The organism is Clostridium sp. HBUAS56010 (assembly GCF_007115105.1).
In the GTDB taxonomy this organism is placed as follows: Bacteria; Bacillota; Clostridia; order Lachnospirales; family Lachnospiraceae; genus Lacrimispora.
This window is the reverse complement of record NZ_SULJ01000012.1, coordinates 48,219-73,536: the sequence shown is the minus strand read 5'-3', so window position 1 is coordinate 73,536 and position 25,318 is coordinate 48,219. Positions and strand designations below refer to the sequence as shown.

The window sequence follows — 25,318 nt, the reverse complement described above, 5'->3', positions numbered from 1 at the left end:
TGAACAACTCCTTTTATTCTACTAAATCCAATATATGCGACTGGGACTTGTTCTGTGAACCACACAAATCTTAAATTCCTTTTTCTACTCCGTAAACCCGGCTATATATCTCCTTTTTATAAGAATGAAATTCATCTTTTGTTATTGGACGTCCATAACTCATAATCATAAGCTTTACCGGTTCATCTTCCGGTTTTAAGGGCATCTGCATATAGTCAAAATCATTCAGGAAAAAACCAAGTCTCTGATAAAATCCTGCTCTGCGTCCGGTCATGGGGTCTGACTGTGTAATTGGCTCAATCTCAAGAAATACCGGCTTATCCGTTTCCTTTATGGTCTCTTCTACCAGCAGTTTTCCATAACCTTTTCCCCTGCACTCTTTCGTAGTTGCAAGGTGTTCTAAAAAGACACAGGTATCCAAATCCCAATATCCCAGAAATGCCAGAATTCTTCCCTCTTCTTCCACAATACGGATTCGGTAGAAAGGATTTTCAAAGATCTCTTTCTGTCCTTCTTTCGTCCTCCGCTCAATAGCAGGGAATGATTCTTCATAAATCCCGTAAATCTCTTCAAAACGGGACTGTGAATGATGTAATACCATGTTATTTCCTCCTCTTATGCAAAAACCTGCCCCAAAGAATTGGGACAGGCCTATTGATTCTACGATAATAAAACTGCTGCTATTTATTCCTCTTCCTGTGTAACTCCAATTCCCAGATCTTCAAGCTGTTTTGGATCAACCGGAGCGGGGGCTTCTGACATCAGACAGGAAGCATCCTTTACTTTTGGGAATGCCATTACATCTCTGATGCTGTCAGCACCTACCATCAGCATTACCACACGGTCCAGACCATAAGCAAGACCAGCGTGGGGAGGTACTCCGTATTTAAACGCATCCAATAAAAATCCAAACTGTTCCTGCGCCTGCTCTTTTGTAAAGCCCAGCACTTCAAACATCTTAGACTGAATGTCTCCCTGGTGGATGCGGACTGATCCGCCTCCAAGCTCTGTACCATTTAATACAATGTCGTATGCTTTGGCACGAACTGCACCTGGGTCACTGTCAATCAGATGCCAGTCTTCTTCCATTGGCATGGTAAATGGATGATGCATGGCTGTGTAACGGCCCTGTTCTTCGGAATACTCCAAAAGCGGGAACTCTGTTACCCATAAAAACTTAAAGTCATCTTTCTTTAAAAGATCAAGCTGCCTTGCCAGTTCCAATCTCAGATTGCCCAGCACATCAAATACAACCTTGTCCTTGTCCGCTGCAAATAAAAGAAGATCTCCTGGTTCTCCAGCCATTGCTTTTACCAGGTCATGAAGTTCTTCTTCGGACATAAATTTTGCAAAAGAACATTTATAAGTTCCATCTTCCTGAATTGCCAGATAAGCCAGCCCTTTTGCTCCAAAGCCTTTTGCATATTCTACAAGTGCATCAATCTTTTTACGAGGCATAGAGCCCTGTCCTTTTGCATTGATGGCACGTACGGAACCGCCCTGCTCCAGTGCGCCTTTAAATACAGCAAATTCTGTATTCTTTACCACGTCAGATACATCGTTTAATTCCATGCCAAAACGCATATCCGGTTTATCGGAACCAAAACGATCCATAGCTTCTCTCCATGTAAGCCGAAGCAGAGGACGGTCTATTTCATAATTACAGATTTCTTTGAATAGCTTTTTCAGAAGCCTTTCGTTGACATCTAATACATCATCCACATCAACAAAAGAAAGTTCCATATCAATCTGGGTGAATTCCGGCTGTCTGTCTGCCCGCAGATCCTCATCCCGGTAACATCTGGCAAGCTGGAAGTAACGGTCATAACCAGAACACATCAATAACTGTTTGTAAAGCTGTGGGGACTGGGGAAGAGCATAAAAAGAACCTGGATGAACACGGCTTGGAACCAGATAATCACGGGCGCCTTCCGGTGTACTTTTAATCAAAGTAGGTGTCTCAATCTCCAGAAAACCTTCTTCTGCAAGAAATGCTCTCGTAAGAGTGGCAACCTGGCTTCTCACCTTGATATTCTTTTGAATGTCAGGTCTTCTTAAATCCAGATAACGGTATTTTAAACGAAGTTCTTCTTTCGTCTTGCTGTTTTCTTCAATCGGAAATGGAGGAGTCTCAGATTCAGACAGAATTCTTAAACTCTTTGCCCGCACCTCAATGGCACCAGTTGCAAGATGTTCATTGATACCGCCTGCCCGATTCTCTACTATGCCAGTCACTGCAACAACAAATTCACTTCTTAACTTTTCTGCTTTTGAAAAGTTCTCAGTTCCACATTCGCTTTCTTCAAAAATAATCTGTAAAAGCCCGGAACGGTCTCTTAAATCCACAAAAATAATTCCACCTTTATTTCTGCTTTTCTGAACCCAGCCCATTACAGTCACTTCACTGCCTGCATTGGCTGAGGTAACTTCTGTGCATCTATGGGATCTTTTTAATCCCAACATTGACTCTGCCATATTCTTCTCTTTTCTACCCATATATTCCGGCACACTGCTATGCCTGGGTATTCCTCCTGTCTCTTTATTTCAATCCTTCTTTATAAAATTCCTTAAACTGGGTGTATCCTTCGCTGATGAGATTTTCCTTCTGAAACTTTTTATTCTTGTTCATCTGGGAAACCAGAACCGTCACACCCTTTGAACGTTCTTCCATGGCTTCTTTCATTGCCTGGCTGATGATCTGATTGCTTACTCCTTTTTCAATTAAATAAGCCATTTTTTCATTGCTGCCTGGCACTGTGAAACCATTCTCCATTAATATGGTAATAATCCGTTCAAATCCAATGGAAAATCCGCAGGCAGGTGTGTCCATACCGGTAAACTTCCCGATCATCTTATCGTAGCGTCCGCCGCCGCCTACTGATCCCGGGAATCCATCTACCTGGATTTCAAAAATAGTTCCCGTATAATAAGACATTCCTCTGACAAGAGTAGGGTCAAACTCCATGGTAAACTGACTGGTGGATATCTCCTCTACGCTGTCAATAATAGAAGCCAGATTCTCCGCCTGTTCCGGGTCCATTACTTCTTTTAAGGTTGCACCAAGACCACGGACACCTTTGGCGTCTTTCGTTGCTGATTCAAAGAGAGCCAGATACTTCTTAATCTTTTCCTCTTCGTATCCTGCTTCAGAAAGTTCTTTTGCGACTCCATCCATGCCAATCTTGTCCATCTTATCCAGAATAATAAATACCTGATCGTATGATTCTTCTGGAAAACCGCAGTACGCCGCCATCCCTTTTAAGATATTCCGGTCATTGATCCGAACCGTATAACCGTGAAATCCAATCTTGCCAAGGAGCGTGGTAGTTGCCAGGATCAGTTCAATCTCCGCTAATCTTGTGCCATCTCCAAGAATATCAATGTCGCATTGTACAAACTGTCTGAAACGCCCTTTCTGGGGACGGTCAGCTCTCCATACGCTTCCCATCTGCAGGGATTTAAATGGAGAAGGAAGACCTGCTGCATTGTTGGAATAATATCTGGAAAGAGGAACGGTCAGATCATAGCGAAGTCCGCCATCGACCAGATCATTCTCTTCTTCTGCATGTTCTAAATCTAACTTTTCACCGCGTTTCATGATCTTAAAGATCAGCTTCTCGTTGTCTCCCCCCTGTTTGCTGGAGAGATTCTCAATATGCTCCACACAGGGAGTCTCAATGGAATGAAATCCAAATGTCTGGTAGGTTTCGCGTATCTGTTTCATCACATATTCACGCACCTGCATCTCTGCGGGGAGAATGTCTTTCATTCCGGTAACCGGTTTCTTTTTCAATGCCATTTTATTCACTCCGTTTTCTCATTTTATAACCAGATCCTGCCTCTATTGTAAATTACATTTCCAATTTTGCAAGCATTTTTTCTTTTCTTTCCAACATTTCATCAATCCTTTTTATATACTGATCCACGTCTTTCACATTCTCTACCCGTTCTAACCGGTTCTCTGACGGAAACACAACTTTGGTGCTGGTTCCTGCTCCAAGTGCAACAATGGTCTGCTTTTCTTCCATAATCAAAATGTTATAAATGCAGGCTTTCCCTGGCTTGGAATACCCAACGTTCTCAAAATTGCCTGCCATATTCTTCTGCCGGTATAGATAATAGGGAACCTGTCCCATCTCCCTGGCATAGGCTGCAGTCAGATCAATCATCTCCTGAGTTCCTGTGATTTTTAAATCTCCATACTTCTCCTTAAACATGGTAAGCCTTGCTGCCCGTTTTATTGCGAGGGAATGAACCGTAATGCTGTCCGGTCCCAAAGCTTTTATCTCTTCCATGGTATGGCGCACATCCTCTAAATCCTCTTCTGGAAGTCCGATGATTAAATCCATATTGATATTATCAAAGCCCAGAGATCTTGCTAAAGCAAACTGCTCTTTTACCATGTCCACAGAATGCCTTCTTCCAATTAAGGAAAGAGTCTCCTCTTTCATGGTCTGGGGATTGATGGAGATCCGGCTTACTCCGTGGTTTTTCAGAACCTTTAACTTATCTTGTGTAATGCTGTCCGGTCTTCCCGCTTCCACTGTAAATTCCTTTACCGTGCGAAAATCAAACGTTTCTTTTAATCTGCCGATCAAGCGGTCTAAGTGCATAGCAGAAAGAGAGGTTGGCGTTCCTCCGCCAATGTAGACAGTATCTAAGGATCTGCCTGCCATCTTTGCTGCCGTATAATCCATCTCCTTAAACAAAGCTTCCAGATATTCTTCCATCCGTTTTTCCCACTGTGCTATGGGAAATGAGGTAAAGGAGCAGTAAAGACAGGTTGTTGGGCAAAATGGAATTCCTATATACAGACTGTATCCATGAACATAATCAATGCCGGATAAAAGTTCCATCTCTCTCTTTGCAATCTCCATACTCAAACTGATTTTAGCATCGCTGGCAAGATAGGTTTCCTTTAAATAAGCGGCAACCTCTTCCTCTCTATCATACTCCATCAGCTTTCCCATGGCAATCTTTGTAGGGCGGATTCCTGTTAAAGTTCCCCATGGCAGTGTTTTTTTTGTTAATTTATTTGCAATGAGATAGAGCATCCGCTTAATCCGGTTCTTGGTCTCAAACCGATCGGAAAAATCCACAATTACGGTATCGGAACACTCCACTTCTTTTTCCATGTCTTTAATAGAAAGAAAAAAACTGTCTTCTTTTGTAAGGCTGTGAACCAGCAGGTGGAATTCCTGGCTTTGGTCTTCCTCATGTAAAAAACTCTCTCCTGGGTAAAATGCCATCAGCAGTTCTCTGATATCCTGTTCAAAGGACTGGTCATCAAGTATTAATGCGATCATATTCTCATCCTTATCCTCTGTACAATGCAACCGGGTTATATGTTTTTTCATGTCCAATGGTTGTCATATCTCCATGTCCCGGATAGACAAGAGTATCACCAGGAAGTGGGAAAAGACGTTCTCTAATGGATTTTATAATCATGGACTGATCTCCGGTAGGGAAATCAGTCCTGCCCAGTGATTCCAGAAAAAGCGTATCTCCGCTGATCAAAACGTCCTCGTCCTGAATCAGATAGCAGACAGAACCTTTCGTATGACCAGGAGTATGCAGCACTTTAAAAGAGATCTCTCCTGCTTTTACACTGGCACCGTCTTCCAGATATTGATCCGCATGAACGGAATAAGCTTCTCCAAAACCTGCAGACAAATTGATGGATGGATTGGACAAAAGGTCTTTTTCCTGGTCTCCTGCATAAACAGGAATTCCGGGATACTCTCTTTTCAGTTCCTCAATTCCTAAAATATGGTCAAAATGTCCATGAGTCAGAAAAATCGCCTCGGGAGTTACCGAAAGTTCTTTTAAATGGTCTGCAATATCACCGCCCTGTGCACCAGGATCTATGATAACTGCCTTTTTACAGGTCTCCCTGTAAACCACATAGCAATTGGTGCCGATCTGACCTACCGGATATGTCTTTATTCTGAAATCACTCATATCTTCTCTCCTAGCTTTTATAGTCTCTATGTATTTCACCCTTTAGGATAATACAGGGATATCCGTACCGTATCTTATCTCTGCTCCATAGTGGCAGGCATATTCCGTCCACAACAGATTCTTTTCCTGCCTTGTGGTAACAAAGTAATCGGCTGATGCAAACAAATTCTTCACATTATCCTCTGTGATTCCCTCTGGAATCATAATCTCCGCTTCCTGATTATTTAAATTCTTTAAAAAGTCCAGCACCACCTGCCTGTATCCCTTTTCCTCTGCCGGGGGAAACATACCAAGAAGAAGTCTGGTTTGGGACCACAGCCCTGGTGTAGAGACGTATTCATTCAACACTTTGGGCCAGACTGGAAAAGGTTCCTCCGCATCCATCAGAAGAAGAATATTCTTCCGCCCCTCTTTTCTATAAATGGGAACTGCCTGATTCCACATTCGGTCTGCTTCTTCCTGATAAGTTTTAATAAACAATTCCACTGGCTTTTCAAAATCCTCTCTCCGCTCCATCAAAAGATCGGAATCCCAGTTCCACCAGCCGATGGCATTCAATGCCTCTCTCTGCTCTTTTTCAAACCGGTATCCGATGATCTTTGCCGGATTCCCAGCTACAATGGCATAGGGGGGAACCTCCTTCGTTACCACACTTTCTGCGCCTACAATGGCTCCGTTATGAATGGTAACTCCGCTTAAAATCGTTGCTCCATGGCCAATCCAGACATCATTCTGAATAAGAACGGAACCTTTCCTTCTCAGTCTGCTTTTTGCTGTTCCTGGAGCAAACCCGGGACTTCCCTGATATACTGATTTGTAATCATGATTTAAATTAACAAGGAATGTTATCTTCTCTGCAAGCGCAGAATATCTGCCGATTTGTATACAATGAACTCCTTCTCCGTAGTTAAAATTAATTCCGGACTGGATCTCAGCACCTACAATATAGCTGTCTGTATCCAACTGCAGCAGCGGAAACTGCTGGTCAGATCCTGGAACCGGCAACATGAAAAACGTTGCCTGTCTGATCGTATGTGGATTATAATAAACTCCCTGTATCATCCAAATTCTCCCTTCGATCCCGGTTCTTCGGCATAAATTAAGAAAACTGCGTTATCCCGCAGTCCTCTCAATGTCTATAACTCCCTCGATTTGTCTCAGCTTATCAACCAGTTTTCCAAGTTCCTCCACACCGTGGATGTCAAAGGTCATGGTGATGGTAGCCTTGCCTTGTTTGTTGGTTCGGGAGTTCATGGAAGTAATATCAATCTGTCTCTCCGTAAACACCTTTGATATATCAACAAACATGCCGATTCGGTTATTGGCAAATATTTTGATTTCTGTGGAATACCGTTCTTTGGTATCGTCGCCTTCCTGCTCCTGCCACTCTGCATCAATAAGACGGTTTCTCTCATCTTCCGGCAGGTTGAAAATGTTCACACAATCCGTTCGGTGAATGGAAATTCCTCTTCCCCTGGTTACAAATCCAACGATCTCATCCCCAGGTACCGGACTGCAGCATTTGGAAAAACGAACGGCAAGATCGTGGATGCCTTTTACCACAATCCCGCTTCCTGAGCGCCTTTTTATAGGCAGCTTGTTACTCATATCTTCAATCCCATTTAAAATGGTATTGTCCGTAACTTCCTTCTTCAGTTTTTTGTCCCGCTCATCAATCATCTTATTGATGACCTGGCCTTCTTTTAAGCCTCCGTGCCCGATGGATGCAAGAACCGATTCCCAGTCCCTGAACGCATAGCGTTTCATGACCTTGGCCTGATATTCCGGCTTGTTTATATCGGAATAAACAATTCCTTTTGTCTTGCAGTAACGGTCCACCATCTCTTTCCCTTTAAGAATATTATCTTCCTTCAGTTCTGTCTTAAACCACTGGTTGATTTTACTCTTTGCCTGGGTGCTCTTTACCATATTCAGCCAGTCCCGGCTTGGACCTTTGCTGTTCTGGGAGGTGATGACCTCAACCTGATCGCCGTTCTGGATCACATATTCAATATTGACAAGCTTTCCATTGACTCTGGCTCCTACCATCTTATTTCCTACTGCACTGTGAATGGAATAGGCAAAGTCGATGGGAGTGGAACCGCTTGGAAGATTCTTCACATCTCCTGACGGAGTAAAGCAGTAAACACTATCAGAAAACAGATCCAGATCGCCTTTTACCATGTTAAGAAATTCCATGTTATCAGACATATCCTTCTGCCATTCCAGGATCTGACGCAGCCAGCTTAATTTTTCTTCTTCTCTCGCTGCTGCCATCTGTCCGCTGCCGCCCTCTTTATATTTCCAGTGTGCAGCAATTCCGTATTCTGCGGTGCGATGCATCTCATAAGTACGGATCTGAATCTCAAAAGGCTGCCCGTTATTGCCAATTAACGTGGTATGAAGAGACTGGTACATGTTAGGCTTCGGCATTGCAATGTAGTCTTTGAACCGTCCTGGAATAGGCTTATACAGTTCATGGATGACTCCAAGAGCTGCATAACAATCCTTGACACTCTCCACAATAATCCGGACTGCAAACAGATCATAGATCTGGTCCAGCGTCTTGTTCTGATTCACCATCTTTTTATAAATGCTGAAAAAGTGTTTGACACGGCCATCTACCTTCCCTTCTATTCCGGAATTGCGCAGATGTTCCTCTACTTCACTGACAATGCTCTTTACAAAGTATTCCCTTGCTTCCTTTTTTAGTGATATTTTCTCAGCCAGTTCATAATAGGTATCCGGGTCCAGATATTTTAAAGACAGATCATCCAGTTCAATCTTAATCTTTGATATACCAAGACGGTGGGCAATGGGAGCATAGATTTCCATGGTTTCCCTTGCCTTGTCCTTTTGCTTCTCCGGTTTCATGTACTGGAGCGTACGCATGTTGTGGAGCCGGTCTGACAGTTTAATAATAATCACCCGGATATCCTTTGCCATGGCAAGGAACATCTTCCGCAGGTTCTCTGCCTGAAGCTCCATCTTGTCCATGGACCAGGATATCTGAGTCAGCTTCGTAACACCGTCCACCAAAAGAGCCACTTCCTCGCCGAATTCCGCTTTCAGCTCATCAAGGGTCATAACGGTGTCTTCCACTACATCATGAAGAATACCGGCTGTTATGGTTTCTTTATCCATCTCTAAATCTGCCAAAATAATCGCAACACAAAGAGGGTGAATGATATAGGGTTCACCCGATTTCCTTTTCTGATCTTTATGCGCATCATATGCGATCTGATATGCCTTTTTTATCATGGTCAGATCATCGGAAGGATGGTACCGCTTGATGCTTTTTACCAGGTCCTCATACAGCACTTCAGGGCTGGTGAAATCTGCCGGCGCTTCTAAATCTGCATCCAGCCTTCCTTTTTCTCTTTTTTCCATTTCCATCGCTATCATCTTATCTTTATCTACCATTGGATAGTCCGCCATATACCGTCACCTTTTTCGTAGCATTCCCAGTATTCCTCGTTTTTTTACACGCAGTTATCATTCATTATAGTTATTATTGTCGAAAAATGCAATTATTTTTTCTTTCTCTGTCTCATTTAAAAAAGCTGCTTCCAGAGCATAACGGTTCATCTGCCTTAAATCTGCTTCGGTAAATCCCATATTTTTCTTAATCAGTTCTGCTTCCTTTTCCAGAGATGTATCAGAAACGGTTATGTTATCCGTGTTATAAGTTACACGGATGCCTCTGTCATAAAACGCCTTCAATGGGTGCTCTTTGATGGAAGCAACTGCCTTGGTCTGCAAATTACTGATTACACACATCTCTAATGTAATCTTTTCCTTTTTTAGAAGCTCCATACATGATTCAGAGTGAATGGCTGCACAACCATGACCAATTCTCTTTGCACCGTAAGATACTGCTTTTCTAATATTTTCACTATCCCCGCATTCCCCTGCGTGAATGGTAAAAGGAACGTCTTTTTCATATGCGATTCGAAACAGAGATTCAAAGTGGTTCATGGGCAGCAATCCTTCCGGACCTGCAATATCCACGCCTGCCACTCCTTTTTCCAGATAAGAAGAGGCGATCTCAAATGTCTCCTCATTCTCACGGTCCGATCCATTGACCATAGAACAGAGTAAAATTCCAGCTTTAAAAGGAGATTGTCCGCTTCCTTTTTCCACTCCCCGGATTACGGCTTCCACCGCTTTTTCCTTGGTCAGTCCCTTCTGCATATGAAGCTGGGGCGCAAACCGGATCTCCGCATAGAGCACACCCGCTTTTTCCAGACGCTCTGTTAAGTCTTTTGCTGCCAGTTCCAAAGCTTCTTCGGTCTGCAGAAGCTGTCCTGGTAAATCAAAACATTTCAGATAGTCTGTCAGGCTTTCACAATTATCTCCTACAGAAACACTTTCTTTAATTTCCCGTCCTAAAAAATCATATCCAGTCTCAGCCGCCAGATGTTTGATCACATCAAGGGATAAGGATCCGTCTAAATGCAAATGTAAATCTGTCTCGAGTCGTTTCATCAACGATCCCTCCTTTTCTTCAATAAAAATATTCTATCATATTCCGGAGCAGTCAACAATCGGTTTTCTGAATCACGGAAAATGGCAGACGAATAAAACCGTCTGCCATTTTACAAAACCACACACCAGAAAGGGATGGTAATTAAGGATAACAGTGTGGTCACTACCACACATTTTGTCGCAAAAATATAATCTCCATCGTACTTTGCCGCCAGAATTGCTGTGGTACTTCCAGCCGGCATTCCCGTAAGAAGTACGGACACTCCTGTAATGAGAGGATCTACGGATACCAGCCTGCAGGCTGCCACCACCAGAAGGGGAATGAACAAAAGCCGGATAACCGTATACTTCACAATAGCCCGGTCAAACATAGACGATGGCCTGACTTCTGCCAGTATGGTTCCTATTAAAACCATGGACACGGTAGTGGTACAGCCACCAATATTCCTTATGGTATTCTCAACAAATTCCGGTAGTCTCCATTGGGTAAGCATAAAAAATAATCCGATAAAAACAGCTATAATACAGGGGTGTGTCAACACCTTCTTTACAACTGCCTTTCGGTTCGGGCTTTCTGTGAAATAAGATACCCCTGCCGACCACATGACAATACGCTGAGGAACCAGAAATATGGAAGCATACATAAGACCTTCTGCTCCGTAAACGCCTTCTGCAATGGGATTGCCCATAAAACCTGCATTGGAACATACGGTTCCGTATTGAAGCACTTTTTTTCTTCCGGAAGATTCTCTGTTATAAAAGGTCCGGGCAATCATCAGACACCCAAACTGAATCAGCGTGGCAATAACGAGAATCACCAGAAATCCTTTTAATATCTCCAGATTAAACTGGAGAAAGAAAGAACTGATAATGTTGCAGGGAAGAATCAGCCAGATCACCAGATCTGTTAAAACAGACTTTGCGCTCTCTGGCATTATTCCCGTCTTTCTGAGAATAATTCCTGCTGCAACCAGAAGAAAAAGCATTCCCTGAAGATTGATAAGACTACTGTAATCCATCAGGATCAGTCCTCTTTTGACTTCATATATTCATCCATGGCATGTGCAACTTTTTTGGAATATGCCACAGCTTCTACTACAGTTCTTGCACCCAGAACAACATCGCCGGAAGCAAACACACCTGGTATGGTGGTCCTGCCTTCATCATCGGTCATGAGAAGTCCGTTCTGACTGGCTTTTAAGCCTTCTGTGGTACTGACAAGCTTACTCTTTGGTCCCTGGCTGATGGATACGATGGTGGAATCCGCATAAACCTGATCCGGTTCTTCTTCGGTTCCTATCTGATTGCCCTCTTCATCATACAAAATGGTAGTGAATACAGGACCATCCTCATTGATCTCCTTAATCTGCTTTCCAAACTGGAAATCAGCGCCGTCAAGCCTGGCATAGGTAGTCTCATGCTCACTGGCTGTGCTGTGCAGACCTCTGGCATAGAGGGTTACTTTCCTTGCTCCATGTCGGATTACAGTTCTTGCCACATCCATGGCTGAATTTCCCATGCCAATTATTGCTACCTTATCTCCCAGATCATAGGCATCAGGATTCGCCAGATAATCAATGGCATAGTGAACGTTGCCTAACGATTCTCCCTTTACGCCCAGGGTCTTCGGTCTCCATACACCAGTTCCGATGAAGATGCTCTGATATCCGTCACGGACCAGATCCTTAATCTCCAAAGCATTGCCAATGGCAGTATTGGGGCGGATCTTCACACCGATATCCAGCAGTTTCTTTTTATAACGTTCCAGAATGGACTTTGGCAGACGGAAATCCGGGATTCCGTACTGAAGTACGCCTCCAACCTTATCCTTTGCATCAAAAATCGTCACACTGTAACCTTCTTTTGTCAGCAAAATGGCAATGGTAATTCCTGCAGGTCCTGCACCAATAACTGCTACCATCTTCCCGTTCTTTGGCTTACATTCAATCTTTATCTTATCAAAAATAGTGTCAGAAATATAATTCTCTATGCTGCTGATATGGACAGATTGTCCTTTTCTTCCCAGAATGCAGTGTCCCTCACATTGTTTTTCATGATTGCATACAAGGGAGCATACCAAAGACATGGGGTTGTTCTCAAATAACATCTCTCCAGCTTCATTGATATCCCCGCCCTTAAATGCCTGGATCATCTGCGGGATCGGCGTATTAATCGGGCAGCCCTGACGGCACATAGGCTTTTTACAGTTCAAACATCTGTTTGCTTCGTCTATTACATGTACGGCCATTTATGTCTTCCTTTCTCTATCCGCTATTTCTCATATGCTGCACTTTCAATACAGCCTGTAACATAATTCATATCATAGCATAGGGAATTTCATAAAATCAATAGCACCGGAAGATGTATCGAAAAAAATAAATTTTGATAAAAATATATCGATAAATAAAAAGAGAACCCATACTGCGGATTCTCTTTTTCATGTATTTATTTTCCTTCGTAGACAATCAGGGATTCTACATCATAACCTGCCAGTTTTTCTCTGCCTTTCAGTCCTGCCAGTTCCATGATAAAGCAGATCTTTACCACAACACCGCCAAGCTCTTCCACCAGTTTAATAATGGCTTCAATGGTGCCGCCTGTCGCAATTAAGTCATCAATAACAACTACTTTCTGACCTGGTTTTATAGAATCTTTATGAATCTCTATGGTTGCTGTGCCATATTCCAGTTCGTAATCTGCGGAAAGAACTTCTCTTGGAAGCTTGCCTTTTTTACGAATGGGAATAAATCCTTTATGTTCTGCATAAGCAACTGGAACTCCAAAGATAAATCCTCTTGATTCCGGCCCGATTACAGAATCATACTCCACATCCTCTAACATCCCGCGAACCCCGTCTACTGCAAGAGAAAGACCATCCGGATCTTCCAGTATGGTAGTCACATCCCGGAATATAATTCCTTCCTCCGGAAAATCCGGAATGCTTGTGACGTACTCTTCTAACTTTTTCATTTCTTATACCTCATTATAGTTTTAATTTTCACAGGCAAAATATAAAGCCTTACTTATTATAGCGCAAACCTGTTATACAGGCAAATACTGTTTTCCCTCTGTTGATTTTTTGCAGGCAGAATGCCCTCCGTAATCGTTTACGGAAGGCATCGAAGTGTTGCTGAAATCCCTATCCTCTTGGATGAACTCCTGTATAAGTACGATGGTCCACCTCTTTTTTGGTATAGTTCATATACATCTGCGTAGTCGCCATGTCCGAATGACCAAGCATGGTCTGAACCACATGAATATCAGCACCGTTGCGCAGCAGATGTGCGGCAAAGGAATGTCTGAGGGAATGAGGTGTAATATCCGCTTCGATCCCGGCCTTATCACCGTAAAACTTAATAAGCTTCCAAAAGCCCTGACGGCTCATGGGCTTGCCGTTACAGTTAGTAAAGAGCCATTCTCCATCCTGTTCCTTCAGCATATATTCCCTCCCCCGTTCCATATATGCGGAAAGAGCGAGCTTTGCAACCTTTCCAAAGGGAATCATGCGCTCTTTGTGCTCATCCCGGCAGGTAATATAACCAACGGAAAGATTTAAATCAACTTTTTTTAAATGAATCAGCTCTGACACACGGATTCCGGTGGCATAAAGCAGTTCCAGCATGGCACGATCTCTCAGCTCTTTGGGGGAATCCCCGTCAGGCTGACTTAACAGGCAGTTCACCTCATCCACCGTAAGTATGGTAGGTGCTTTCTTTTCCACTTTAGGAGCCTTGATCAGTTCTGCCGGATCTTTTAAGATATTTCCCTGCTCCCGCTCATAATGAAAAAATGCCTTCATGGAGGCCAGGGTTCTTGATATGGTAGTCGTTGCCCTTCCTGCCTTTTCCAGATAAAGGATATAAGAATTAAGGCTTGTCTTTGTGACTTTGCCTACTTCCGTAATCCCCTGCTGTCCCAAAAAGGAAGCCATCTGCATCAAATCCCTCTGGTATGATACCTCTGTGTTTTTTGATGTTTTTTTAATATCTCTTAAATAAATAATAAAATGACCAATCTCAACTACCATTTCTATATGTCCCCTAACCGTTCGGTTTCAAAAATGCCTTAAAATAAGGCTTCATTCTACCATTATATAGACTATTTTCGATAAAATCAAACACATTTTTCCCACTTGACAGGCATTTTCAGGTAAATTAACATAACATATACAAGATGTGGGAAAACCGGGGTATTGTTCGCAAGATATGGTGATTTTTTTCTTTATATTTTTCTGTATTTTTTTCCGTTTTTTCCAGGGCGTGTCTGAAAACTGCCTGTTTCAAGATGCGGGTTACACTTCGTGAGAGATTTGTTCCAGAGGAAGGCAGCGTATTGGGCTACGCCAACTGAATTTGGAGCATATTACAGGACAAATTTCAAAAAAACAGGATTGATCCATGCCTCCAGTGCACTGCCTGCTGCAGTCAGAACCAGGAGCATGAAAAATGCAGGAATCCTGAATTTTTTTCCTTTCTGGCTTCCCCAGAAGAGCAATACTGCAAAAATCGGCAGATAACATAAGGACTGAGGCATGACAGTCATAAAAAAAACAGGCAGACCCATAAGCCCTTTCTGAATGGTTATGACCGACATAACAAACCCGATAGAAAATCCGAATAACACTGCAAATGCACAAAACAGAGGAACTGCACAGGCAGTCAGACCCACCAGCCAGACCAGCCAGACTTCCATCATTCTCTGGCTTAAAACCTGACCGAACAACTGCAGTTTTTCATCCTTTGCCAGATTCACATTTCTGTCTAAAAGTCCCAGATAGTACCCGGCTTCATCCACGAAAGAAGCATAGCAGAAATTAGCCAGTACTGTTCCAACAACCAGTCCTCCAAACAGGCAGAAAATATAAATATCCAGGGAGCTGGTGCTCCGGTTTGCGGGCAGATAAACGGGTTCTGGTTTCCTTTTTAATCTCACTTTCAGTGCATACAATAAACTGGACATAACATTCCCCCTATAGGTCTTGTGATAATTTATGCCTTAAGGGGGACAATTATTCGGTCTGTTATTTCACCTGATATTTACGGGCATAAGCAAGGATGGCTGCAATGGTCTTTCCGTCAGTAATCTCTCCTTTAAAGATCTTTTCCTCCAGATCTTTTACCGTCCAGGCTTCTACCTCAATGTACTCATCTTCATCAAGATCCTGTTTTGACTCTTCTAAATCTCTTGCTACAAAGATATCAATGGCTTCATCGCAAAATGCAACCGTGGTGTTCACGCTGATTAAATATTCCAGATTTTCTTTCCGGGTCTTAAATCCTGTTTCTTCTTCCAACTCCCTGTGCGCACAGTCTATTTTGGCTTCTTCCGGGCTGTCAAGTGCTCCCGCAGGAACTTCCAGGGTATAGCGGTCCAATGCATTGCGGTACTGCCGTACCATTAAAATCTTTCCCTCTTTTGTGACAGGAACCACTGCCGCTGCTCCCATGTGATGAATGAAGTCCCAATGTGCCTCATGACCGCTTACAAGGACCGTGTCCTGATAAATCTTTAATATACTTCCCTGGTATTTCAATTCCCGTTTTATACGTTTTACCGGCGGCTGTTCCATGTGATCCCTCCCTGTTAAAATTCTGTGCATTTTTTAAAGCAGGCATCCGTCGCTTTTATCACCGCATTACGCAGTCCATGCTCTTCCAGTGCGGAAACGCCTGCAATGGTGGTTCCTCCCGGAGAACAGACCTTGTCCTTTAATGCTCCCGGGTGCTCCCCTGTCTCTAAGACCATCTTCGCACTGCCAAGAACCGTCTGTGCAGCCATTTCATAGGCAGCATCTCTCGGAAGTCCGTACTTTACAGCACTGTCTGCCAGAGCTTCAATAAACATGTACACATAAGCAGGAGAACTTCCGCTGACACAGACCACTGCATTCATCAGCCGTTCTTCTACAATTCTCATCTTTCCTAAAGAGCTGAAGATATTCTTAATTGCATTCTGCTCTTCGTCGGAAAATACACCTTTTTCGTAGCAGACTCCAGTCATCCCTTCGCCCAAAAGTGCAGGAGTGTTTGGCATGGCACGGACAACCCTTTTTTCATCTCCCAGCTTTTCCTTCAACTGGGTGGTGGTAATGCCAGGAGCAATGGAAATAATCACATTTTTTTCCGATACAGCATTGCGTATATCTGCGAGAACCGGAGTAAAATACTGGGGCTTTACAGCCAGTACAATATACTTCGCATTCCCTGCAAGCTGGCCGTTATGATCTGCGTGCAAAACTCCCAGTTCTTCTGTGATCTGCGTGCACCGGTCCTTATTGACATCTGTGAACATAAGATCTTCTTTGTCATATACATGAAGAAGCCCTTTTAATATTGCCAGCCCCATATTTCCAATTCCTATAATACCGATCTTTGCCATGAAACATCCTCCTGTTTTCTGTTAGAAATCAAAACCAATCAGCATCATTCTAGCACCATTCTTAAAATCATGTCAATGACAACAAAATCATTTTAAAAAAATAAATGTTGACATTTGTATTTCCATCTCATATACTGTAGCAAAGCAAAATAATAAACTGTTGAGCAGGAGTAAGTAAGATCACTTCATCATGCACAGAGAGCTTCCGGTTGGTGAGAGGAAGCGTTGGTGTCCGATCTGAATGGACCTGCGAGGGCGGCTTGAAACCGGAATATTCCGGGAGTAGATGCTGACGGGTTTCCTATCCGTTATCAAGGGGAGGCACATGTTGGTGTGCTGAAAGGCGGGAGAAGTCTATCTTCTCCAATCAGGGTGGTACCGCGGAAATCAGATCATAAGCTTCCGTCCCTCTTATCCATAATCATATGGAGGAGGGACGGGAGCTTTTTTTATTGTATAAGAAAGGAGTAAGGAAACCATGAATACTACACCGGACATCAGGGAAATAAAAAAGCTTGCCGCTTCCTATCCCGTAATTCCGATCTGCAGGGAAATCTTTGCAGACACTGTAACTCCCATTAGCCTGCTGCAGAAAATAGCAGCCAGGAACAGCCGTTTTTATCTGTTAGAAAGCGTTGAGGGCGGAGAAACCTGGGGCCGCTACTCCTTTCTTGGATATGACCCCATCATGCAGGTTACCTGCAAAAACAAAGAAGTTACCATACATCATTATTCCAGCAAGGAAGAAACCAAAAACATTGAGACTGATACGCCTTATGACGTTTTAAGGGATCTTCTAAAAGAGTATCGGTCACCAAAAATCAACGGTCTTCCTCCCTTTACTGGAGGTTTTGTAGGATATTTTTCCTACCGCATGATCGGCTATGCAGAACCAATTCTCTCCATCAAGGAAGGAAACTGCAATGATTTTGACCTTATGCTTTTTGATACGGTGATTGCCTATGACCATCTGACAGAAAAAATAAGTCTTGTGGTAAACATGAAGACAGAGCATGTGGAAGAAGCATACAAAAATGCCTGTAAAAAAATAGAACAACTGACAGAAATCATTCGGGAAACAACGGTTAAAAAGCAGCCCGCCTCTTCCTGCTCTCCCAGCTTTCACTGCAATGTGACGAAAGAGGACTACTGCCTTATGGTGGAACAGGCAAAAAAGTATATTGTTAACGGAGATATTTTCCAGACAGTTCTCTCCAGACAATTTACCAGTGAATATTCTGACAGCCTGTTCGATGCCTACCGGGTATTAAGAACCACCAATCCTTCCCCCTATATGGTCTATCTCTGCACCGGGGATATGGAGATTATGAGCACTTCCCCGGAAACTCTTGTCCGGCTAAAAGACGGGCGCCTTACTACGTTTCCTGTTGCCGGTTCCAGACCAAGGGGTGCTGATGAGGAGGAAGATAAAAGGCTTGAAAAAGAACTGCTGGCAGATGAAAAAGAACTGGCAGAACATAACATGCTGGTAGATCTTGGGCGGAATGACCTTGGAAAGATTGCTGAATTCTCCACCGTAGAGGTAACCGGATACAAAATCATCCACCGCTATTCCAAGATCATGCACATCTGTTCCCAGGTGGAGGCTGTCATCAAAAAAGACTGCGACGCATTTTCTGCCATTGAATCTGTTCTTCCTGCCGGAACCTTATCCGGTGCTCCAAAGATTCGCGCCTGTCAGATTATTGACGAACTGGAATCCGTTCCCAGAGGGGTCTACGGAGGTGCCCTTGGGTATGTGGATTTTACGGGAAATATGGATACCTGCATTGCCATTCGGATGGCAGCAAAAAAAGATGGAATTGTAACTGTGCAGGCAGGAAGCGGAATTGTTGCAGACAGTATTCCAACACTGGAATATGAGGAATCCGGACATAAAGCAGAAGCGGTGATTTATGCCTTACAGAAAGCGGCGGAGGTAAACAGCTTATGATTCTGATGATTGATAATTATGACAGTTTTACCTACAACCTGGTTCAGATGCTTGGCGGGCTGGACTCACGGATTAAAGTAATCCGTAACAACGAGAAAACCATCGGGGAAATCAAAGAGTTTTCTCCCGATTATCTGATCCTCTCCCCTGGTCCCGGCTATCCAAAAGATGCCGGAATCTGTGAAGAAGCAATCCGGACATTTACCGGGAAAATTCCCATACTTGGTGTGTGTCTGGGGCATCAGGCTATCTGTGAGGTGTCTGGTGCTGCCATAACACCTGCCAGAAAGCTGATGCACGGAAAGCAAAGTATTCTTACGGTTTCCCGGACAGATCCTCTCTTTTTCGGTCTGTCCGCACAGATTCCGGCTGCAAGGTATCACTCTCTCATTGCCCAAAGGGAATCTCTTCCCTCTTCTCTCTCTGTGATTGCCACCGACGACCAGGGAGAAATTATGGCAGTAAAGCACCAGGATTATCCGGTTTATGGGCTTCAGTTTCACCCGGAATCCATTCTTACACCAGATGGCAAAACCATTCTAAGAAATTTTTTATCCATAGGGAAAGCAAGGAAAGGAGCAAAAAACCATGATCCAGAAAGCAATTCATGAGGTAATAACAGGTCAGGATTTAAGCTTTGATGCCGCCAAAGAGGTTATGAACGAGATTATGAGCGGAGAGACAACACCCGCCCAGATCGCCGCTTTTCTCACAGGTCTCCGGATGAAAGGGGAAACCATTGATGAAATCACAGCCTGCGCCACTGTCATGAGGGAAAAATCCCTTCGTCTGGAACCGGATTTTCCGGTCATAGACATTGTAGGAACCGGGGGAGATGAAGCGGGAACCTTTAACATCTCCACCACCAGTGCATTTGTGGTGGCTGCCGGAGGAGTTCCGGTAGCCAAACATGGCAACCGCAGTGTATCCAGCAAAAGCGGAGCTGCCGATGTTTTGGAGCACCTTGGAGTGAATTTAGACCTGACAGCAGAACAATCCAAACTTCTGCTAAAGAACACAGGAATGTGTTTTCTCTTTGCACAGACCTACCACTCCTCCATGAAATATGCCGGTCCGGTTAGAAAAGAACTGGGCGTGCGGACCATTTTTAATATTCTGGGACCGCTCTCCAATCCTGCCGGTGCCACCATGCAGCTTCTTGGAGTCTACGACGAAAAGCTGGTGAAACCTCTTGCCCAGGTGCTAAGCAACCTTGGCGTGAACCGTGGACTGGTGGTTTGCGGAGAAGACGGACTTGATGAAGCCACCGTTACCGGTCCCACTCATGTGTGTGAAATCCGTTTTGGAGCGTTGACCCATTACAAAATCACACCGGAACAGTTTGGTCTTACTTCTTCCTCTCTTGAAGAGCTGAAAGGGGGGACTCCCTCTGACAATGCAGAGATAACAAGAGCAATTTTAAAGGGAACTTTAAAAGGTCCAAAAAGAGAAATTGTTCTGCTGAATTCTGCTCTGAGTCTGTATCTTGGAACCGATGACTGTACCATTTCCCAATGCATGGACACTGCTGCACGCTTGATTGATTCCGGGAAAGCATACGAAAAACTGGAAGAATTTATCCAGGCTTCTAAGGAGGTGTACCAATGATTTTAGATACTCTGGCTGCCGGCTCTAAAAAAAGGGCTGAGGCGGCAAAAGAAAAAATCCCTATGGATCAGATGCGAAAACTTGCCCTGGCTGCATTGGATGCCGAAAAAGACAGCCCTGATGGCAGAGTGTTTGAACAGGCACTTAAAAAAAAGTCCATGTCCTTTCTCTGCGAGGTCAAACGTGCCTCTCCTTCCAAGGGAATCATTGCAGAGGACTTTCCCTATGTGGAAATTGTAAAAGAATACGAAAAGGCAGGAGCAGATGCCATCTCCGTCCTTACAGAACCAGACTATTTTCTGGGGGAAAACGAATATCTTTCAGAGATCAGAAAGTCCGTCTCTCTCCCGCTTTTAAGAAAAGATTTTACGGTGGACCCATACCAGATCTATGAGGCAAAGGTTCTTGGAGCATCGGCAGTTCTTCTGATCTGCTCCCTTTTGGATACCAGTACCTTAAAAGAGTATTTAACCATCTGTGACAGCCTGGGCTTAAGTGCACTGACAGAAGCCCACGATGAAAGGGAAATCCACTCTGCTCTCATGGCAGGGGCAAGAATTGTGGGAGTCAATAACCGGAATCTTAAAAACTTTGACGTCAATTTAGATACCTGTCTCCGGCTAAGATCTCTGGTTCCCGACCCTGTAATCTTTGTTGCAGAAAGCGGAATCAGAACCAAAGAAGATATCCGCTCTCTGGCTGATGCAGGAGTCAACGGGGTTTTAATCGGGGAAAGCCTGATGAAATCAGAAAATAAAAAGGAACTTCTTGAATCATTCCAGAGGGCTGCCACATGATGCAGAAAGAAAAACAGATCAAACTATGCGGCTTAAAAACCATAGAAGATATAGACGCAGTAAACAGGTTCAAACCAGACTATGCAGGTTTTGTCTTTGCACCGGGAAAACGGCAGATTTCTCCTTCAAAAGCTTTTCTGCTGAGAAAAGCACTGATACCAGAAATCTCAGCCGTAGGCGTGTTTGTAAACAGTCCGGTGACAGAAATTCTTCCCCTGGTCAGGGACCATGTGATCGACGCCATACAGCTTCACGGAGAAGAAGATGAAACCTATATCAGGAACATGAAACAGGAGATGCAAACTTCTGTTCCCATTATAAAAGCCATCCGGATAAAGGAGAAAACAGATTTTCATCTGGCAGATTCTCTCTCGGTTGATTTTCTGCTTTTTGATACTTACTGCAAAGGCATCCACGGCGGCAGCGGGAAAACCTTTGACTGGACCATGATTCCTGCCATAAAAAAGCCTTATTTTCTGGCAGGCGGGATTGAGGAGTCTAATCTATATGATGCAATGAAAACCAATGCGTTTTGTCTGGATATCAGCACTGGAGTGGAAACAGAAGGCAAAAAAGATCCTGATAAAATCAGGAACATCATTCAATTAATAAGGAGTAAAACATCATGTCAAAAGGAAAATTTGGACGGCACGGCGGACAGTTTATCCCTGAAACGCTGATGAACGCAGTTACAGAATTAGAAATAGCCTACAAAAAATACAGTCAGGACGATGATTTTCTATCGGAACTTGACGCTCTTAATAAAACCTATACCGGAAGACCCTCTCTCCTTACTTATGCGGACAAAATGACAAAAGATCTGGGCGGAGCAAAAATCTATTTAAAGCGGGAGGACTTAAACCACACCGGTTCCCACAAGATTAACAATGCTCTTGGGCAGGTTCTTCTTGCCAAAAAAATGGGTAAAACCCGGGTGATTGCAGAAACCGGTGCCGGACAGCATGGGGTTGCCACAGCCACAGCTGCTGCACTTTTAGGCATGGAATGTGAGATTTTTATGGGAGAAGAAGATACAAAGCGTCAGGCACTTAACGTATTCCGCATGGAACTTCTGGGTGCAAACGTTCATGCCGTTACCAGCGGAACAAAAACCTTAAAAGATGCAGTCAACGAAACCATGAGGGAATGGACCAACCGGGTAGATGACACCCACTACGTTCTCGGTTCTGTGATGGGTCCCCATCCATTTCCCACGATTGTAAGGGATTTCCAGAGTATTATCGGAAGGGAAGTCCGCGGTCAGTTAGAAAAGGAAGAAGGAAAACTTCCCGACCTTTTAATCGCATGCGTAGGGGGAGGCAGCAATGCCATAGGGCTTTTTTATGAATTTTTAAATGAGCCGTCTGTGGGTCTTGTAGGGTGTGAGGCTGCCGGTCACGGCGTTGATACAGATAAAAATGCCGCCACCATCTCCAATGGCACCCCTGGAATCTTCCATGGTATGAAATCTTACTTCTGTCAGGATGAATACGGACAGATCGCACCGGTTTACTCCATTTCCGCCGGTCTTGATTATCCTGGAATCGGACCGGAGCACGCCGCACTTTTTGATTCAGGCAGGGCCTCCTATGTTCCGGTTACAGACAAAGAGGCGGTGGAGGCTTTTGAATATCTATCCCGTATGGAGGGCATTATTCCGGCAATTGAAAGCGCACATGCCATCGCCTATGCCAGAAAAGTGGCTCCTTCCATGGGAAAAGACCAGATTATTGTTATTAATTTATCAGGGCGGGGCGATAAAGATGTGGCTTCCATTGCCCGTTATAAGGGGGTTGAAATCTATGAGTAGAGTATCGGAAGCATTTTCAAAGGGAAAAGCATTTATTCCATTTATCACTGCAGGAGACCCCAGTCTCTCCATCACCGAAGAACTGATTCCTGCCATGGCAGAAGCAGGCGCAGATTTAATCGAAATCGGGATTCCATTTTCTGATCCTGTGGCAGAGGGAATCGTTATCCAGGAAGCGGATCAGCGTGCTCTTTTCGCAGGTACTACCACGGATAAATTATTTGAATCCGTTAAACGCATCCGGACAAAAACCAGTGTTCCCCTGGCGTTTATGACCTATTTAAATCCTGTCTTTGTATATGGAAGCCGGCGCTTCATTAAAAAAGCCGCAGAATGCGGAATTGATGCACTGATTGTGCCGGATCTGCCTTACGAAGAAAAAGAGGAACTGCTGCCCTTTTGTCAGGAATTCAACCTTGATCTGATCTCCCTGATTGCTCCTACCTCCAAAGAGCGGATACGAACCATTGCAAAAGATTCCCAAGGGTTTGTATACTGTGTATCATCCATGGGTGTGACCGGAGTAAGAAGTGAAATCAAAACCAATATGAAAGAAATGATTGCCCTTGTAAAAGAGGAGCAGGATATTCCCTGTGCCGTTGGATTTGGCATTTCTACGCCAGAGCAGGCAAGGGAAATCAGTCAGTCGGCAGACGGTGTGATTGTGGGCAGTGCCATTGTAAAACTGGCAGCTCAATATGGCAGCGACTGCATTGGTCCTATCTGCAGCTTTGTAACAGAAATGAAAAAAGCCATTACAGAAGACTGTTAATTTCATCTTGACAACCGTCTGACCCGGTGCTACACTAATGCCACAAGAGGGAGCTCGTAAGCGGGCTGAGAGGAAGTAATCAAACTTCGACCTTTATAACCTGATTTGGGTAATGCCAACGTAGGGATTTATACGAGACGAATGAATTTTCTGAGCCCGTGCCTGTTGGTACGGGTTCTTTTTTTTGCTCGAAAAGTACTCGTAAATCCCTCCAGATAATCAAAGGAGGATACATATGAATTACACCACGCAAATGGATGCTGCTAAAAAGGGCATTCTGACAAAGGAATTACTGGCAGTTGCAGACAAGGAACAATGGGAACCGGAGAAACTCAGGAAACTGGTTGCAGAAGGAAAAGTTGCAATTCCCGCCAACAAACATCACACCTGTTTAAGCCCCAATGGAATCGGCTCCATGTTAAAAACCAAAATCAATGTAAACCTTGGGACTTCCAGAGACTTAAATAATATGGACATGGAACTGGAAAAGGTTCAGGATGCAGTTTCAATGGGAGCGGAATCCATTATGGATTTAAGTTCCTATGGAGACACCAGAATCTTCCGTCAAAAGCTGACAAAAGAATGTCCTGCCATCATTGGAACCGTTCCCATCTATGATGCAGTTGTTTATTACCATAAAGCGTTAAAGGATATAACTGCCGAAGAATGGATTCAGATTGTGGAAATGCACGCCAAAGACGGGGTGGATTTCATGACCATCCATGTTGGAATTAACAGACAGACTGCCCAGCGCTTCAAAGAAGCAAAGCGTCTGACCAACATTGTTTCCAGAGGAGGATCCATTATCTTTGCCTGGATGGAAATGACGGGAGAGGAAAATCCATTTTACCAGTATTATGACCGCATTTTAGATATCTGCAGCCAACACGATGTGACTTTAAGTCTGGGCGATGCCTGCAGACCAGGCTGTATTGAAGATGCTTCCGATATCTCCCAGATTGAAGAACTGGTTACCTTAGGGGAACTGACCACACGGGCATGGGAAAAGAACGTACAGGTGATTATTGAAGGTCCCGGACACATGCCTCTGGACCAGATCGCCGCCAATATGAAGATTCAGCAGACCATCTGCAAGGGGGCACCTTTTTATGTGTTAGGACCTCTTGTAACAGACATTGCACCTGGATATGACCACATCACTTCTGCCATCGGAGGTGCTGTTGCCGCTGCTGCCGGAGCCGCTTTTCTCTGCTATGTCACTCCTGCAGAGCATTTAAGACTTCCCAATACAGAAGATGTAAAGGAAGGCATTATTGCCGCCCGCATCGCTGCCCATGCCGCTGATATTGCCAAAGGAATCAAAGGTGCCAGAGACTGGGATCACCAGATGAGCCAGGCGAGAAAAGACTTAGACTGGGAAGCCATGTTCCGCCTTGCCATTGATCCTCAGAAAGCAAGACATTATAGGGAAACATCAAAACCAGAAAAAGAAGATACCTGCTCCATGTGCGGCAATTTCTGTGCCATGAAAAATATGAACCGGATTCTGGAGGGGAAACCCATTACCATCTTTGATGAATGATTCATTG

The 25,318-nt window shown here is 44.0% G+C and carries 23 protein-coding genes, 1 riboswitch and 1 other annotated feature; of the genes, 8 read left to right on the top strand and 15 right to left on the bottom strand.

What is annotated here, in order from left to right:
* Window positions 1-70: 70 nt before the first annotated feature.
* From FAY33_RS16130 to proC, 15 genes are all read right to left on the bottom strand, one after another.
* Window positions 71-601: a GNAT family N-acetyltransferase gene (locus FAY33_RS16130; RefSeq protein WP_143322255.1), complete on the bottom strand. Its 531-nt coding sequence runs from the start codon at window positions 599-601 to the stop codon at window positions 71-73.
* A gap of 83 nt (window positions 602-684) precedes the next feature.
* Entirely contained in the window at window positions 685-2,475 is a 1,791-nt protein-coding gene (gene aspS, locus FAY33_RS16125; RefSeq protein WP_143322254.1) for an aspartate--tRNA ligase, read from the bottom strand.
* A gap of 64 nt (window positions 2,476-2,539) precedes the next feature.
* Window positions 2,540-3,799 (bottom strand): histidine--tRNA ligase, encoded by a 1,260-nt coding sequence (gene hisS, locus FAY33_RS16120; RefSeq protein ID WP_143322253.1) that lies wholly within the window; start codon window positions 3,797-3,799, stop codon window positions 2,540-2,542.
* A 52-nt stretch (window positions 3,800-3,851) separates the two neighbouring features.
* Window positions 3,852-5,306: a coproporphyrinogen dehydrogenase HemZ gene (gene hemZ / locus FAY33_RS16115; RefSeq protein WP_143322252.1), complete on the bottom strand. Its 1,455-nt coding sequence runs from the start codon at window positions 5,304-5,306 to the stop codon at window positions 3,852-3,854.
* Window positions 5,307-5,316: 10 nt separating this feature from the next.
* Window positions 5,317-5,961 carry an MBL fold metallo-hydrolase gene (locus FAY33_RS16110; protein WP_143322251.1) on the bottom strand — a complete coding sequence of 215 codons (645 nt, stop codon included), beginning with the start codon at window positions 5,959-5,961 and terminating at the stop codon, window positions 5,317-5,319.
* Between the two features lie 42 nt (window positions 5,962-6,003).
* Window positions 6,004-7,023 carry a CatB-related O-acetyltransferase gene (locus FAY33_RS20100; protein ID WP_143322250.1) on the bottom strand — a complete coding sequence of 340 codons (1,020 nt, stop codon included), beginning with the start codon at window positions 7,021-7,023 and terminating at the stop codon, window positions 6,004-6,006.
* 51 nt (window positions 7,024-7,074) lie between these two features.
* The gene (locus tag FAY33_RS16100; RefSeq protein WP_143322321.1) at window positions 7,075-9,351 is read right to left on the bottom strand and encodes a bifunctional (p)ppGpp synthetase/guanosine-3',5'-bis(diphosphate) 3'-pyrophosphohydrolase; all 2,277 of its coding nucleotides are present in this window, start codon (window positions 9,349-9,351) and stop codon (window positions 7,075-7,077) included.
* Between the two features lie 105 nt (window positions 9,352-9,456).
* Window positions 9,457-10,449 (bottom strand): adenosine deaminase, encoded by a 993-nt coding sequence (gene add, locus FAY33_RS16095; RefSeq protein ID WP_143322249.1) that lies wholly within the window; start codon window positions 10,447-10,449, stop codon window positions 9,457-9,459.
* Window positions 10,450-10,559: 110 nt separating this feature from the next.
* Window positions 10,560-11,468, bottom strand: a complete 909-nt coding sequence (locus FAY33_RS16090; protein WP_143322248.1) for an AEC family transporter — start codon at window positions 11,466-11,468, stop codon at window positions 10,560-10,562.
* Window positions 11,469-11,473: 5 nt separating this feature from the next.
* Window positions 11,474-12,697 carry an NAD(P)-dependent oxidoreductase gene (locus FAY33_RS16085; protein WP_143322247.1) on the bottom strand — a complete coding sequence of 408 codons (1,224 nt, stop codon included), beginning with the start codon at window positions 12,695-12,697 and terminating at the stop codon, window positions 11,474-11,476.
* 197 nt (window positions 12,698-12,894) lie between these two features.
* Window positions 12,895-13,419 (bottom strand): adenine phosphoribosyltransferase, encoded by a 525-nt coding sequence (locus tag FAY33_RS16080; protein ID WP_143322246.1) that lies wholly within the window; start codon window positions 13,417-13,419, stop codon window positions 12,895-12,897.
* A 169-nt stretch (window positions 13,420-13,588) separates the two neighbouring features.
* The gene (locus FAY33_RS16075; protein ID WP_143322245.1) at window positions 13,589-14,476 is read right to left on the bottom strand and encodes a site-specific tyrosine recombinase; all 888 of its coding nucleotides are present in this window, start codon (window positions 14,474-14,476) and stop codon (window positions 13,589-13,591) included.
* A gap of 335 nt (window positions 14,477-14,811) precedes the next feature.
* Window positions 14,812-15,408, bottom strand: a complete 597-nt coding sequence (locus FAY33_RS16070; RefSeq protein ID WP_143322244.1) for a stage II sporulation protein M — start codon at window positions 15,406-15,408, stop codon at window positions 14,812-14,814.
* A 61-nt stretch (window positions 15,409-15,469) separates the two neighbouring features.
* Complete coding sequence (locus FAY33_RS16065) at window positions 15,470-16,018, bottom strand: NUDIX hydrolase (RefSeq protein ID WP_143322243.1); 549 nt, start codon at window positions 16,016-16,018, stop codon at window positions 15,470-15,472.
* A gap of 14 nt (window positions 16,019-16,032) precedes the next feature.
* The gene (proC, locus tag FAY33_RS16060) at window positions 16,033-16,827 is read right to left on the bottom strand and encodes a pyrroline-5-carboxylate reductase (RefSeq protein WP_143322242.1); all 795 of its coding nucleotides are present in this window, start codon (window positions 16,825-16,827) and stop codon (window positions 16,033-16,035) included.
* 151 nt (window positions 16,828-16,978) lie between these two features.
* Window positions 16,979-17,240 (top strand) — a binding site (T-box leader).
* Window positions 17,241-17,305: 65 nt separating this feature from the next.
* Here proC and FAY33_RS16055 point away from each other — a divergent pair.
* The 8 genes from FAY33_RS16055 (at window position 17,306) to thiC (ending at window position 25,311) form a co-directional block, all read left to right on the top strand.
* Window positions 17,306-18,781 (top strand): chorismate-binding protein, encoded by a 1,476-nt coding sequence (locus FAY33_RS16055; protein ID WP_143322241.1) that lies wholly within the window; start codon window positions 17,306-17,308, stop codon window positions 18,779-18,781.
* Window positions 18,778-19,392 (top strand): aminodeoxychorismate/anthranilate synthase component II, encoded by a 615-nt coding sequence (locus FAY33_RS16050; protein WP_143322240.1) that lies wholly within the window; start codon window positions 18,778-18,780, stop codon window positions 19,390-19,392. The genes FAY33_RS16055 and FAY33_RS16050 overlap by 4 nt, the downstream gene beginning before the upstream one ends.
* The gene (gene trpD, locus FAY33_RS16045; protein WP_143322239.1) at window positions 19,370-20,389 is read left to right on the top strand and encodes an anthranilate phosphoribosyltransferase; all 1,020 of its coding nucleotides are present in this window, start codon (window positions 19,370-19,372) and stop codon (window positions 20,387-20,389) included. The genes FAY33_RS16050 and trpD overlap by 23 nt, the downstream gene beginning before the upstream one ends.
* Window positions 20,386-21,186 carry an indole-3-glycerol phosphate synthase TrpC gene (gene trpC / locus FAY33_RS16040; protein ID WP_143322238.1) on the top strand — a complete coding sequence of 267 codons (801 nt, stop codon included), beginning with the start codon at window positions 20,386-20,388 and terminating at the stop codon, window positions 21,184-21,186. The genes trpD and trpC overlap by 4 nt, the downstream gene beginning before the upstream one ends.
* Window positions 21,183-21,866, top strand: coding sequence for a phosphoribosylanthranilate isomerase (locus FAY33_RS16035; protein ID WP_347562710.1), 684 nt, complete (start codon window positions 21,183-21,185; stop codon window positions 21,864-21,866). Before trpC ends, FAY33_RS16035 begins: the two co-directional genes overlap by 4 nt.
* Window positions 21,812-22,996: a tryptophan synthase subunit beta gene (gene trpB, locus FAY33_RS16030; RefSeq protein WP_143322237.1), complete on the top strand. Its 1,185-nt coding sequence runs from the start codon at window positions 21,812-21,814 to the stop codon at window positions 22,994-22,996. Before FAY33_RS16035 ends, trpB begins: the two co-directional genes overlap by 55 nt.
* On the top strand, window positions 22,989-23,768 hold the full coding sequence (trpA, locus tag FAY33_RS16025; RefSeq protein ID WP_143322236.1) for a tryptophan synthase subunit alpha: 780 nt from the start codon (window positions 22,989-22,991) through the stop codon (window positions 23,766-23,768). Before trpB ends, trpA begins: the two co-directional genes overlap by 8 nt.
* Before the next feature lie 36 nt (window positions 23,769-23,804).
* Window positions 23,805-23,913: riboswitch (TPP riboswitch) on the top strand.
* Window positions 23,914-24,003: 90 nt separating this feature from the next.
* A complete protein-coding gene (thiC, locus tag FAY33_RS16020) occupies window positions 24,004-25,311 on the top strand; it encodes a phosphomethylpyrimidine synthase ThiC (protein WP_143322235.1) in 1,308 nt (435 codons plus the stop codon).
* The last annotated feature ends 7 nt before the right edge of the window (window positions 25,312-25,318 follow it).

Bases quoted from the DNA above. Each gene is read 5' to 3' on its own strand.
- trpC (WP_143322238.1), top strand. From the start codon at position 20,386: ATGATTTTAGATACTCTGGCTGCCGGCTCTAAAAAAAGGGCTGAGGCG.
- FAY33_RS16055 (WP_143322241.1), top strand. From the start codon at position 17,306: ATGAATACTACACCGGACATCAGGGAAATAAAAAAGCTTGCCGCTTCC.
- FAY33_RS16035 (WP_347562710.1), top strand. From the start codon at position 21,183: ATGATGCAGAAAGAAAAACAGATCAAACTATGCGGCTTAAAAACCATA.
- FAY33_RS16090 (WP_143322248.1), bottom strand. From the start codon at position 11,468: ATGGATTACAGTAGTCTTATCAATCTTCAGGGAATGCTTTTTCTTCTG.
- FAY33_RS20100 (WP_143322250.1), bottom strand. From the start codon at position 7,023: ATGATACAGGGAGTTTATTATAATCCACATACGATCAGACAGGCAACG.
- FAY33_RS16130 (WP_143322255.1), bottom strand. From the start codon at position 601: ATGGTATTACATCATTCACAGTCCCGTTTTGAAGAGATTTACGGGATT.
- hemZ (WP_143322252.1), bottom strand. From the start codon at position 5,306: ATGATCGCATTAATACTTGATGACCAGTCCTTTGAACAGGATATCAGA.
- FAY33_RS16050 (WP_143322240.1), top strand. From the start codon at position 18,778: ATGATTCTGATGATTGATAATTATGACAGTTTTACCTACAACCTGGTT.
- FAY33_RS16075 (WP_143322245.1), bottom strand. From the start codon at position 14,476: ATGGTAGTTGAGATTGGTCATTTTATTATTTATTTAAGAGATATTAAA.
- trpB (WP_143322237.1), top strand. From the start codon at position 21,812: ATGTCAAAAGGAAAATTTGGACGGCACGGCGGACAGTTTATCCCTGAA.
- thiC (WP_143322235.1), top strand. From the start codon at position 24,004: ATGAATTACACCACGCAAATGGATGCTGCTAAAAAGGGCATTCTGACA.
- trpA (WP_143322236.1), top strand. From the start codon at position 22,989: ATGAGTAGAGTATCGGAAGCATTTTCAAAGGGAAAAGCATTTATTCCA.
- FAY33_RS16080 (WP_143322246.1), bottom strand. From the start codon at position 13,419: ATGAAAAAGTTAGAAGAGTACGTCACAAGCATTCCGGATTTTCCGGAG.
- aspS (WP_143322254.1), bottom strand. From the start codon at position 2,475: ATGGCAGAGTCAATGTTGGGATTAAAAAGATCCCATAGATGCACAGAA.
- FAY33_RS16070 (WP_143322244.1), bottom strand. From the start codon at position 15,408: ATGTCCAGTTTATTGTATGCACTGAAAGTGAGATTAAAAAGGAAACCA.
- trpD (WP_143322239.1), top strand. From the start codon at position 19,370: ATGATCCAGAAAGCAATTCATGAGGTAATAACAGGTCAGGATTTAAGC.
- FAY33_RS16100 (WP_143322321.1), bottom strand. From the start codon at position 9,351: ATGGAAAAAAGAGAAAAAGGAAGGCTGGATGCAGATTTAGAAGCGCCG.
- hisS (WP_143322253.1), bottom strand. From the start codon at position 3,799: ATGGCATTGAAAAAGAAACCGGTTACCGGAATGAAAGACATTCTCCCC.
- proC (WP_143322242.1), bottom strand. From the start codon at position 16,827: ATGGCAAAGATCGGTATTATAGGAATTGGAAATATGGGGCTGGCAATA.
- FAY33_RS16065 (WP_143322243.1), bottom strand. From the start codon at position 16,018: ATGGAACAGCCGCCGGTAAAACGTATAAAACGGGAATTGAAATACCAG.
- FAY33_RS16085 (WP_143322247.1), bottom strand. From the start codon at position 12,697: ATGGCCGTACATGTAATAGACGAAGCAAACAGATGTTTGAACTGTAAA.
- add (WP_143322249.1), bottom strand. From the start codon at position 10,449: ATGAAACGACTCGAGACAGATTTACATTTGCATTTAGACGGATCCTTA.
- FAY33_RS16110 (WP_143322251.1), bottom strand. From the start codon at position 5,961: ATGAGTGATTTCAGAATAAAGACATATCCGGTAGGTCAGATCGGCACC.